Source organism: Flexithrix dorotheae DSM 6795 (assembly GCF_000379765.1).
Taxonomy (GTDB): Bacteria; Bacteroidota; Bacteroidia; order Cytophagales; family Flammeovirgaceae; genus Flexithrix; species Flexithrix dorotheae.
Map to the genome: position 1 here is coordinate 54945 of NZ_KB903434.1, position 12759 is coordinate 67703.

At 36.2% G+C, this 12759-nt stretch carries 11 protein-coding genes; 9 read left to right on the forward strand and 2 right to left on the reverse strand.

The genetic code is table 11. From position 1 onward, the window contains the following. Positions 1–19 precede the first annotated feature (19 nt). Together recF and A3EM_RS0108810 are read right to left on the reverse strand one after the other, a co-directional pair. Positions 20–1120, reverse strand: coding sequence for a DNA replication/repair protein RecF (gene recF, locus A3EM_RS0108805; protein WP_020527828.1), 1101 nt, complete (start codon positions 1118–1120; stop codon positions 20–22). Between the two features lie 178 nt (positions 1121–1298). Then, on the reverse strand, positions 1299–2306 hold the full coding sequence (locus A3EM_RS0108810; protein WP_157637791.1) for a hypothetical protein: 1008 nt from the start codon (positions 2304–2306) through the stop codon (positions 1299–1301). A 244-nt stretch (positions 2307–2550) separates the two neighbouring features. Between A3EM_RS0108810 and A3EM_RS41910 the strand changes: the two genes are divergently transcribed. The 9 genes from A3EM_RS41910 (at position 2551) to A3EM_RS0108865 (ending at position 12737) form a co-directional block, all read left to right on the forward strand. Further along, positions 2551–4230: a glycoside hydrolase family 10-like protein gene (locus A3EM_RS41910; RefSeq protein WP_020527830.1), complete on the forward strand. Its 1680-nt coding sequence runs from the start codon at positions 2551–2553 to the stop codon at positions 4228–4230. Positions 4231–4262: 32 nt separating this feature from the next. After that, positions 4263–4610, forward strand: a complete 348-nt coding sequence (locus A3EM_RS0108820) for an MGMT family protein (RefSeq protein WP_020527831.1) — start codon at positions 4263–4265, stop codon at positions 4608–4610. A gap of 107 nt (positions 4611–4717) precedes the next feature. Beyond that, positions 4718–5533, forward strand: coding sequence for an orotidine-5'-phosphate decarboxylase (gene pyrF / locus A3EM_RS0108825; protein ID WP_020527832.1), 816 nt, complete (start codon positions 4718–4720; stop codon positions 5531–5533). Positions 5534–5592: 59 nt separating this feature from the next. Further along, the gene (locus A3EM_RS0108830; RefSeq protein ID WP_020527833.1) at positions 5593–6540 is read left to right on the forward strand and encodes a DUF6263 family protein; all 948 of its coding nucleotides are present in this window, start codon (positions 5593–5595) and stop codon (positions 6538–6540) included. A gap of 5 nt (positions 6541–6545) precedes the next feature. After that, on the forward strand, positions 6546–7793 hold the full coding sequence (locus A3EM_RS0108835; protein ID WP_020527834.1) for a hypothetical protein: 1248 nt from the start codon (positions 6546–6548) through the stop codon (positions 7791–7793). After that, positions 7794–8405, forward strand: a complete 612-nt coding sequence (locus A3EM_RS0108840) for an RNA polymerase sigma-70 factor (protein WP_020527835.1) — start codon at positions 7794–7796, stop codon at positions 8403–8405. It begins immediately after the preceding gene. Positions 8406–8649: 244 nt separating this feature from the next. Continuing rightward, the gene (locus tag A3EM_RS0108850; protein ID WP_020527837.1) at positions 8650–9630 is read left to right on the forward strand and encodes a FecR family protein; all 981 of its coding nucleotides are present in this window, start codon (positions 8650–8652) and stop codon (positions 9628–9630) included. A gap of 156 nt (positions 9631–9786) precedes the next feature. Next, positions 9787–10977, forward strand: a complete 1191-nt coding sequence (locus A3EM_RS0108860) for a DUF4097 family beta strand repeat-containing protein (RefSeq protein ID WP_020527839.1) — start codon at positions 9787–9789, stop codon at positions 10975–10977. A gap of 218 nt (positions 10978–11195) precedes the next feature. Further along, complete coding sequence (locus A3EM_RS0108865; RefSeq protein WP_020527840.1) at positions 11196–12737, forward strand: carboxypeptidase-like regulatory domain-containing protein; 1542 nt, start codon at positions 11196–11198, stop codon at positions 12735–12737. Positions 12738–12759 lie beyond the last annotated feature (22 nt).

Sequence of the window (12759 nt, forward strand, 5' to 3'; positions counted from 1 at the left end):
TGTGGTTTCATCAAGTTTTTCAGGTTCCGGGAATAATTTCTTCCATATTATAGAAAGCCACCTTTTCCCTCATATTATCCAGTAAAACGGCTGATCGCTCTGGTCTGGCATCTGTAAGAAAGATTTGCCCAAAAGTACCTTTGGAAACCAATTCCAGTAATTTTGCTATTCTATTATCATCAAGTTTGTCGAATATATCATCAAGCAGCAACAGCGGTTTATTTTGGGTAATTTCATAAATTACCTGAAACTGGGCTAGTTTTAATGAAATTACAAAGGACTTTTGCTGGCCCTGGGAACCAAATTTCTTGAGGGGGTAGTTGGAAATTTCAAATAGGAAATCATCTTTATGAATACCCATACATGTACGCTGAAGCTGTAAATCCTTTTTGATATTCCTTCTAAATTCTTCCTCAAAATTTGCAGTCTGATGATGAGATTGATAGGTGAGTGCAACTGGCTCAGCCTCATCACTAATAAAAGCATAATTTTCAAGGAAAATAGGTAAAAATTCTTCCACAAAAGCGTTTCGTTTTTCATAGATGCTTTTTCCCAACCCAATGATGGGTTCATTGTAAGAATCCAGCAAATCCTGATCAAAGGTCCTGTTTTCGAAAAAATACTTTAAGAGATTATTTCTTTGCCGAATTAAGTGATTATACTTCAATAGGTTATCCAAATAAATTTTATCCGTTTGAGAAATGGTATTGTCCATGAATTTTCTTCGGATTTCACTTCCTTCCCTCACCAAATCTGTATCATATGGGGTAATGAGGACACAGGGAAATTTCCCAATGTGTTCACTAACTTTTTCGTATTCTTTTTTATTGAGTCTAAAGGATTTTTTCCGGCCATTTTTAAGACTGCAATGAATTTTAAATTTTCGCTCTCCTGAATCAATTTCTCCTTCCACCAAAAAAAATGGATCACCGTGTTTTATATTTTGGTTATCTACATAATTAAATGCGCTTTTTGTCATGCACAGATAATTGATGGCATCGAGTAAATTGGTTTTACCTACGCCATTTGCCCCCACAATGCAATTTATATCTTTTGGAAATTCAAGATCTAAATGTTCATAGTTTTTAAAAGATAGTAAATGTAAATTTTGTAAATGCATGAACAACCAACTTTAACCTCACCCAATAGTAATACTTTTCACTGCTTCAGGTAAATTATTTCTGCCTCTAAAACTCAATAAATTTTGGACTAAATTACGAAAAACAAATGATCAGGACTTTTTTAAGAGTTGAAATTGTGCAAATTTGCTAAAATAATCAAGATTCACTTTTCAAGAATTATTTTGAAAAATCGGCATTGAAAATGGGCAAAATTTTCAACCCTTTCGGATTATTTTTCACATAATTTAAAATGCCTATTTGTAATCCTTTGTTCGAAACTGCATAATTAAAAACACCAATATTTATTCCCCTGTTTTCCCCTTTTACATAGTTAAAAGCACTCACAGAAAGTCCCTTTAAAGTTCCTCCCTCTATTTTAAAATATGCCGGAGCTATTGCTAAACCACTAACATTTTCCCCTCCTACCGCAGCGGCAATATTTATCCCGCTTACATTTGGCGCACCTACTCCGATTACCGCTATGTTTATTCCTTTCAAGGATTCTCCCGCCCCTATTCCTATTCCTGCAACGGTTAATCCCACCACATTTTCTCCACTGCCCACCCCAAGTATTGCAGCCGTTATACCATAAATGTTTGATCCTGCACCTACACCTAATCCTCCAAATGTCAGCCCTTTTATCTCATTTCCACTGCCTACTCCCAATCCGGCAAAGGTTATCCCCGAAATACTTTCTCCAGCTCCAATGCCCAATCCTCCTATGGAAACTCCTTTTAAATCTCCACCTGTTCCCAACCCCAGACCTGCCAGATTAATTCCAGCTATTTCAGAACCGCTTCCTATTCCCAAACCTGCAATGTTAAATCCTTTCATATCTTCCCCACTACCTGTACCTAAAATCCCAATATTAATTCCATGAATTGATTTTTCCGCCATTACTCCGGCTCCAATAGCAACACCATTCAAATTTCCGGAACCGGTAATGGGTAAGCCAATTGCTAAACCATTCACTGATCCTGTTACCGGCTCTCTTGGATTCCAAATGGTGAAGTTTATTCCGTTAATTTTTTCAATATTATTATCTCTGAAATTTAGCCGCAATCCGGTAAAATTGATGGAATTCCCAAAACTGATTCCCCATTTTTTTGATGGAATATCAACACTTTGTGCATTTGTAAATTGAATTGAAATAAGAAATAGTAAAAATAATATTATTCGAATCATTTTAAATTTGTTTTTTGGCATTATGGGTTAGACGCCAAAAGTGCTGGGTTGGTTAATGAAAATGGACTATTTCCAGAAAGTTTATCATCACACCTTTTATTTTAGTTTTCCCGACAATAATTGATTATTTATTCACTTTTAATTTTATTGGAAGCCTTTTAATATTGAAAGTTAAATTCGCATCTTTTCTTTCTGCACACTTTTTGGGCAAAATATTTTTTTAGCTACTTACCAATTTTTTAAAATGCATCAAAAAAAGCATAAAAGCATCAGGAAATTATTTTTGGGATTTTTAGTCACTTTTATTGGTGTAATTATCATTCAAATCCTAAGTGTATCCAATCTTCTTGTTTCTGCACAAAATCCTCCAAAACATGAATTCAGAGCGATTTGGATTACTACTTTAAATAATATGGACTGGCCTTCAAAAAAAGGGTTATCTATTGAAGAAATAAAGGCAGAATATATTAAAATCCTTGATAATTGTGTGGAAGCCAACCTGAATGCGGTAATTGTACAGGTTAGGCCATCCGGAGATTCTTTTTATAAAAGTAATTATGAGCCTTGGTCGGAATGGTTGATGGGAGAACAGGGAAAGGCTCCTGAAAATGGGTTTGATCCACTCACCTTTATGCTGGAGGAAACCCATAAAAGAAACATGGAATTTCATGCCTGGCTCAATCCGTTAAGGGCTGTTTACCATACCAGATTTTCAAATATCCATGAGTCCCACATTGTGAATCGAAAACCACAATGGTTTCTCACTTATGGCAGCATGAAAATATTTAATCCCGGTATTCCAGAAGTAAGGGAATATCTGATTGGATTATGTGAAGATTTGGTTTCCAGATATGATATTGACGGACTCCATTTTGACGACTACTTCTATCCGTATCCCCAACCAGATATGAAGCTAAAAGATGATGCCCAATACTGGAAATATAAAGGTGATAGCAAAGACAAAGACGAATGGAGGAGGAATAATATTAGTCAGCTCGTGATGGATATCAACACTGCGACCAAGGCTGTTAACCCAAAACTGAAGTTTGGAATTAGTCCGGCTGGAGTATGGAGAAATATTTATGATAGCCCACTTGGATCACATACAAGAGGAGGCGTAACCAGTTACGATCATTTAAATGCAGATATCAGACTCTGGCTGGAAAAAGGGTGGATAGATTATGTGGCCCCCCAGGTTTATTTCAGTACAAAGTTGAAATCCGTTAACTACAGAACTTTAATAAGATGGTGGGATAAAAACTCCTTCGGACGCCATCTGTATATTGGCCATGCCGCTTTTAAAGTATATTGGGATTCCGACAAAAGCTGGTATGATAAAACAGAAATCCCCAAACAAATCACTTACAACAGAAGGTTTAAAAATATTCAGGGAAGTGTATTTTTCAGGGCGAAAAACTTTTTGAGGAATCGTGGAAACTTCAGAGATTCGCTGGCCAACTTTTATTACCGAACTCCTGCTCTTGTTCCTCCAATGACCTGGCTGGATGATATTTCCCCAAATTCCCCTGAAAATTTCAAACTAAAAATAGAAGGTTTACACGCCAGCCTCACCTGGACAAAACCTGCTGAGGCTGAGGATGGAGACTGTGTTTATAAATATGCACTTTATAAAATTCCCAATGATACTAATCCTGAGGATGGCATTCAAAATCCGGAAAACCTGATGACAATTATCCCGGCTCAGGATACTTCTTTTGTGATCAAAGAAATAGAATTGGTGGAAAAATATTCCTTTGTCCTTACTTCTCTTGACAGAATGAACAACGAAAGTAAGCCTGCAATACCAGAAAAAGAGGAACTTTTGGTATTGGGGAAATATACCATTAAAGAGTTCCAATATCTCTATCAGCATTTTAATAAAGGTATAAACAATCATTTTGGCTGGCTTTTTAGTTCTTTTTAAAACTTTCCCAAAAAGTTTTTTAACTTCAAATCATGAAAAAGAAAAATGAAAATTTCTTTCTGGAAGTGTATGAAGTAGTAAAGCTGATTCCCAAAGGCAGGGTAACTTCTTATGGGACAATAGCCAAATTTCTGGGCATGAAAAGTGGTGCCAGAATGGTGGGTTGGGCACTGAATAGTTCCTTCGGAGAAAAGTATGCCGATTTACCTGCGCACCGTGTAGTGAATAGTTCAGGCTTGCTAACAGGCAAGCACCACTTTGCCACTCCCACTTTAATGGCAGATCGACTGAAAGAGGAAGGAGTCCCAGTAGAAAAGGATAAAGTAAAGGATTTTAAGAAATACCATTGGGACCCTGCAATTGAGTTGGAAATTGAATGATACCCGCCTAATTTTGATTACAGATTTATTTTTTTGATTATGTAATACTCTGGTAAAAAATCCTTCCAAGTGTGCATAAATAAAATGGTGACTCCCACAAAATTCAAATGAACAAGCAATTTATATTCGAACAGATAAAGCAAAAAAATTCCTACTTATGCGTGGGTTTAGATACTGATCTTCAAAAAATCCCTCCGCATTTGCTGAAGGAAAAAGATCCCATTTTTGAATTCAATAAGCAGATTATAGATGCTACAGCCGATTATTGTGTAGCTTATAAACCAAATATTGCTTTTTATGAATCAATGGGACCTGCAGGATGGGAAAGTTTGCAAAAAACACTCGATTATATTCCCAAAGAATTTTTTACCATTGCCGATGCAAAAAGGGGCGATATTGGGAATACTTCAAAAATGTATGCCAAAGCTTTTTTTGAAAACATGGATTTCGATTCCATAACCGTAGCCCCATATATGGGTGAAGATTCGGTTACCCCTTTTCTGGAATTTGATGGAAAATGGGTCATCTTATTAGCACTCACCTCCAATAAAGGCAGCAAGGATTTCCAGATTTTAAGCACAGGAGAAAACAAACAGCTTTTTCAGGAAGTGATTCTGAAAAGCCAGGAGTGGGCTACTACCGACCAGCTTATGTTTGTGGTTGGAGCTACCAAAGCAGAGCGTTTTTCAGCCATTCGGGAAATTGCCCCGGATAATTTCCTTCTGGTTCCTGGCATCGGTGCTCAGGGTGGCGATTTGGAAGGCGTTTCTAAATATGGGATGAATGATAATTGTGGATTATTAGTCAATTCTTCCAGAGGAATTATTTATGCTTCTACTGATAAAGATTTTGGGAAATCTGCCTCGAAGGCGGCCCAAACAGTACAACAGGAAATGGAGAAATATTTAAATCTCTATTTATAATTCATAAAAAATTTGCGCACACTCTCCAAAATCATTTTTCACTTCTTATACCCACAGAAATGCAAAAATTAAAAAGAAACGCTATCCTGATTTTTACACTTCTTATATTTTTTTTAGGACAGTCCTCTCACATCCTGAAGAAATATAAAATAGAATTAAACCTAAAAAAAGGGGACAGCTACAAGCTGGAAATGGTAACTAGTCAGGATATTTCCCAGGAAGTGATGGGACAAAGCCAAAATATGAAACAGACTATCGCCATGGTCTATCTTTTTGAGGTGATGGGCGGGGATAAGAAAGTCGGATACGATATTAAAATTACCTATGATCAATTAAAATTCACTCAGGATGGAAGTATGGGAAAAATCGAGTTTGATTCCCAAAACCCGGATGAAGAAGTACACCCTTTGGCTATGGGCTACTCGGTTTTGGCGGGAAAGAGTTTCAATCTGAAAATGGACCGGATTGGAAAAATATCTCAAATTGAGGGTATTGATAAAATAATGGAGGATATGCTAAAAAGGCTGGAAAACGTGAATGAAGAACAAAAAGAAGAGCTGGCCAAAAACTTAAGACAACAATTTGGAAATGAAGCTTTGCAGGCAAACTTTGACCAGATGTTCGGTTTTTATCCTGAAAAGCCCGTAAAAATTGGAGATTCCTGGTCTAAACAATCCAAAATAAAATCGGGATTTGCCCTTACCCTGGATAATACCTGGACATTGGCCGATGTGAAAAATAACGAATACCTTATTGAAATTAATTCTACCTGTAAAACCACCGATGATTCCGAACCTTTAAAAATTCAGGGAGCTCAAATTACTTATAATCTGGAAGGCACTCAAAAAGGTACCGTTACCCTGGAAAAATCCTCTGGAATTAATAAAAAAGGGTTACTCAATCAGGATTTTGATGGCACAGTTACCATGACTGGAGATATGCTTCCTCAGCCCATGAGTTGGCCTATTATTCTAAAAAGTACCATTAACCATAAAAGGCTTGACTAATTACCTTGAGCAAAAACAGTATTGTAATTGGTAAATGGATTAAGATTTCCCTAATTTATCTGGTCCTGATTGGATTTCTGGGAGCTTTTTTAAGATGGCAGTTTGTTTCTCCCATCAAAGGGGTAAATTATAAATATTTTTTGCACGCACATTCCCATGTAGCCTTTTTGGGTTGGGTATTTAATGCCTTATTTGCACTTGTCATATTTCAGTTTCTCCCATTAACTAAAAAACTTTCCAGACATTTTAAAGTGCTTTTCTGGTTATTCCAGATAGCGGTACTGGGCATGTTATTTACCTTTCCCATTCAGGGGTATGCCACTTTTTCCATCATTTTTTCCACCCTGCATATTTTCCTGTCCTGGTGGTTCACTTACAAGTTTTTAAAGGAAAGTAAACGGGAAATAATTTCTAAATCTCCTGCTTTTTTATTCATTAGGGGAGGGTTTTATTTAATGATATTGTCCACCATAGGGCCATTTGCACTTGGACCAATCATAGCCAATGGACTTTCAGGCAGTCATTGGTATTACCTGGCCATTTATTTTTACCTGCATTTCCAGTACAATGGATTTTTCAGTTTTATTCTATTCGGCTTGTTTTTTAAAATGCTGGAAAATGATAAAATCAAACTCAATTCCCTTTCTCTGAAAAGGTTTTATTGGATAATGCTTTTTACCTGTTTATCTGGTTTTGCGCTTTCCGCTCTCTGGACTGAGCCACCATTGTGGGTGAAAATTATTGGGTATCTTTCTGCCATGGCTCATTTTGTGGTGCTATATTATTTATTTCTAATTTTAAAAAAATCCTGGCAACCTCTAAAAAAGCTATGGCAAGGAAGAATAGCAGGGCAATTATTTTTTATAGTTTTAATCGCCTTCATTTTAAAAACCGGGTTACAAATTATTTCAGCTTATCAGCCTGTGGCTATGCTGGCTTATCAGGTTAAAAACTTCACAATTGGTTACCTCCATTTGGTGTTTATTGGGTTTGTCACCATTTTCATATTAGCCTTTTTCAACCATTTGAAATTTCTACACTTTTCCGATTTAAAAGCGAAAATTGGCTTAGGAATTTTTTTCATTTGCTTTATTCTCAGTGAGCTTTATATCATAGGCCAGCCAGGTTTATTTATGTTAGGTTCTCAAGGTTTTCCTTCATATTTTTTATTCCTCTTCATATTTTCACTATTTATGCCAGTTGGAGTATTGTTACTGCTTTTTTCACAAAAACAGGTGAAAACCATTTCATGAATGAATAAATCCTACGAAAAAATTGAAGATGCAGAACTAGTTGCCCTGATCAAAAATGAGGAAATTCCCGCATATGAATATTTATTTCGAACCTGGTACACCCCCCTTTTTCGGTTTTGTTTAAAATTTGTTCGAATTGAAGAAATAGCAGAAGAACTGGTCCAGGAAGTCTTTATTTATATGTGGGAAAAACGTGCAGCTTTGGAATTAAAATCTTCGATAAAATCTTATCTGTTTACCGCAGTAAAAAATAAATCCTACGATTATCTTAAAAGTAAATACGCCCAAACTACATTTCAATCAGAATTGTTGGGTGATGACCAGCCCAGGGTAAGTTTGGTGGAAGAAGAATTTGATAATAAAGAATTGGCAGGAATCATAAGAGATGGCATCAACCAATTACCTGAAAAATGCAGAATAATTTTCACCATGAGTCGGGTAGGTGGGATGACTTATAATGAAATTGCCGAGGAACTAAACCTTAGTCCTAAAACTGTAAAAGCACAAATAGGTATTGGAATTCAAAAGCTGAAAGCCTATCTGGGGACCTATTGGGATAAAATTATATTACTGATATTCAGTATTTTGCATATTTTTTCAGATTTTTTTTAATTTCTTTTAGGCCTATATACAAAAATTTTCGCCTTTAAAATAAAGGTATAATTAGAAGCTATACTATTTTATTTAGTGGACCCAGGTGTAACCAAAATTCTTGTATCTGATGGCTGCATATGAATTTTTACTAAATTGATTTCAAATGCACCTGGGCCATTTTTAAATACAACCATTATTAATTTTGAGAAACACCATTAGATTATCAGACACTTATTGATCATTTGATGTTTTTTTTAAATAAATGAAGTTCGAAAATATCATATCGTATCTTACCGCTGAAGCCTCCGAAACAGAGAGAAGTGAGGTGGAAAACTGGAGGGCTGAAAACCCTGAAAATGAAGTTGAATTCCAAAAAGTAAAATCAGTTTGGGAAAATGGTATTCATGATTTTTCGGATAAAACCCCTGATATTAATATGGCTTGGGAAAAAATCAATCCCTCCAAAATTGATAACAAGGTATTTAACATTAGTAAATCGAAAAATAACTTCACCTGGGTTTACAAAATAGCCGCTGTTATTCTCATAAGTTTGGGCTTGGGTATTGCGCTCATGAATTGGGAATTTGAAAAATTCGGTTTGGAAAAAGTAAGTGCCTTAACTACTGGTCAGGAAGCAATTGTCCTTGCCGATGGTACAGAGGTTTTCCTTAATAAAAATGCAGTGCTTTATTTTCCAGGGGAATTTGCAGGAAAAGAAAGGGAAGTTTACCTGGAAGGAGAAGCTTTTTTTGATGTGAGTGAAAATCCTGAGCAACCTTTTATTATCCATGCCGGAAATACGGAAACCAGGGTTTTAGGCACATCTTTTAATTTGAGGGAAGATGAACTCGATAATGCTGTAGAAATAGTTTTAGTGACGGGGAAAGTCGCCTTTTCGACTGAAAACAAGGAAGTTACGCTTATTCCCGGTGAAACGGCCCTATGGGACGAAACAGCTGGAAATATGGCTAAAGCTGAAAATAAAAACCCTAACTTCCTCGCCTGGAAAAATAAAAAACTGGAATTTACCCAAACCCAAATGAAGGATGTGATTAGAGATCTGGAGCGATATTTTGAGGTGACTATTATAGTAGAAAATAAGGCTATTTTCAATTGTAATTATACCGGGAAATTTGAAAATCCGGGACTTGAGGAAATCTTTAAAATTATGGAGCTTGGTTCCGGAATCACTTTTAGGAAAGAAAACAATCAATACATATTATCAGGGGGAGATTGTGGCTAACCCATTTCATTTTTTCACCTTTTAATTGATCTGATCAATCAATTATCCGGGTGCAAAAATCCTCTTAATTCATACTTAATAAATAAACCCTCTTTTTCAGAAAAATCAAATTTTCTGGCCGGGAGAACTATGTGAAATTTTAAAATGAATATACCAATGAAAACTTTATTTGAAACAATCATTTTTATCTTCAAAAGTAAAGGTTTTTTAACTCTGGTTTTGGTGACCTGGTGTTTTTTGGCAGGTGCTCAAACCATGGAAATTGAGGAAACCATTAAAAATAAACAGGGGTTTTCCCTGATTTATGGAAAGTATGTCACCAAAGCGAAACTGACCATGCCGGTTGACAATGGTTATAAATTTACAGTCAATTGTGGAGCAGGTGATATAGAAGTAATCCAAAGCGAAAATAATGAAATTAAGGTAGAAGCCATGATTCTAAACACGGGATTGGGCAAAGGAAATGCTATAAAGTTTATGGAAAAATACCTCCAGTTGGAATTGGATAATCAGGGTGGAGATATTTATTTAAAAAGCTTTTTTGAAGGGCAATACAACAAAAAAGGCACAAGTAAAGGCTATTCTTTTGGCAATATGTTCATGACTCCAGGCTCAAAAATCCATTTGAAAATTATGGTACCAGAGGGTTTGCAGGTCAGGATAAATGATAAATCGGGTCCGGTAAAAATAGAAAACCTAAAAAATGATGTAGATGTAAATGATAAGTCTGGCAGAATTGAGCTGAAAAATATTGACGGAAGTGTGGAAATCCGGGATAAATCAGGCGCTATTACCATTAACGATATTTCTGGTAATTTGAAGATTACCGATGCCTCAGGAGGAATAGAACTTAAAAATATTGGCAAGGAAAATAATGAAATAAACTATATTGAAATAAAAGACAAATCGGGTAAAATTAAGGCGAATAACCTGGTGGGAAATGCTTTTATAAGAGACCATTCCGGGCAAATTTATTTTTCGAGTCTTGCAGGAAATCTGGAAGTGCGGGATGGAAGCGGCTGTATCAACCTATCCCAAATTGATGGTTCTTTGTCAGTAAGCGATCGGTCAGGAAAAATTTATTTCAGCGAGGTGGCACTTGGAAAATATGACAATAAAATTGTGGATATTAAAGACCGATCCGGAGGAATTGTAGGAAATAGTATTGGTTCGGCCGTAAAAATGATTGACCGTTCGGGAGGAATCAGGCTAAGAGGAATAGATGGAGATGTGGATATTAAAGACCGGTCTGGGGGAATTTCTGTTCATGAAATTCAGGGAACTTTAACCGTTAGAGATAAATCTGGCAAAGTGAACTCCAATAACTATTGGGTGAAAAAACAGTAAATCTTGATATGGGGTTGCTGGAAAACAAAAACCTGGATGGAAACCTGGCCTAAATAGGGCCTAAGGCAGGATCGCAAAAATACAGGCCCTGTCAGATCTTCCTGCACGGACAATTTTTTTGTCAAATTGAAATATTAAGTTTTTACACAACCCCAACTTATTTTATTAACTTTCGAGAATATACCTGAATTTATCTTGTTCCAAAAACAAATTTCGGTTTGAGTAAAGAAGTAATATTTCATCATTTTCTATTATTAAGCCTATTTAGTTTTTTAAACTTCACAGGTTATTGTCAATCCAATATTCTGGATGAAAAGGTGTATTTACAATATCAGGGTGTACCCTTGGCTGCTGTGCTGGACGATCTTGATTCTTCTTATAATTTTAATTTTAGCTATTTCGATGATATTCCCATGGACAAAGTCGTAAGCCTTGACATTCAAGGCGAGCCACTGGGAAATGCACTTCAGCAATTATTTGAAAAAGCGGATTTAAACTATGCCATTCAAGGTAATCAGGTAGTATTAAAACGCATGATGAAGGATATTTTCCTTTCGGGAAAAATAATTGATAAAACTACCGGTGAACCACTACCTCTTACTTCTGTAAGTATAAAAGGGAAAAAAGTAGGCATTGTATCCAACCCCGATGGTGAATTTGGGATAATGATCCCAAGCCGATTTTTAAACGATACTTTGTATGTATCCAGGGTGGGCTATGATAATTATGAAATTGATTTATCCCAACTCAATTCACATGGTAAAATGCACATAGCCTTGGAAAACAAACCTCAGATGCTAAGTGAGGTGGTGATTTTAGGCGATCAGGATCAATGGAAAAAACTGGCCACCAGCCAGGCAAAAAAAGATAAAGAGGCCACCAATGTGATTTTCAAAAAATTTGTAGCACATGCCCATTTGAGTCTGGATGCCGCTTTTCTGGATAAAATAAATATTCATTGCGGTACTGGTTTTTTAAAAATAATGCCTAATGAAACCGGGAAAAATACCATTGAAGTAGATGCCGAAATTATTACAGCATCTATCAGCGAACAGGAAAATCAAAAGTTTTTGGATCGTTTTCTTGATCTTTCCATGAAAGAAGAAAAGGGAGCTGCTTTTTTAAAAAGTGTTTTCAGGATTCAGAAATACAAAAAAAATGGCAGCATTGGTTTTCCAGTTGGAAATGCCCTGGGCACACCAGGATCAAAAATCAACCTGAAGGTTAGTGTGCCCAAAGACCTGTTTTTGGAAATTAAAGATGGCTCAGGACAAATTTCCATTCAGAATATTACCAATAATATTTATGTGAAAGATGGTTCTGGAAATATCCAGATTAAAAATGTAACCGGAGATATAAAAGTGCATGACCGTTCCGGTGAACTTAACATCAGCAGGATTACCGGAAATGTGGATATAAAAGATTCTTCGGGAGGCATAAAAGTTAGGAAAGTAAGCGGAAGCCTGATACTTACGGACCGGTCAGGGCAAATTGAAATGAATGAAATTGCCATGGATTCTACCCACCAGCATACCGTACAAATTAAAGACGGTTCGGGAAAAATCCTGGTGAACAATATAGGTGGAGAAACAGAGATAAAGGATCGGTCGGGAGGAATTGAAATTTCAGATTCATATAAAGATATCCGGATTGAAGATCGTTCAGGTGCAATACATATTAATGGCCTGGAAGGTGAGCTTCATCTAAAAGACAGGTCAGGAAGGGTAAATTCCAACAAAGATCCCAAACCAATTAAATAAAATGATTTTTCAGAATAAGAGC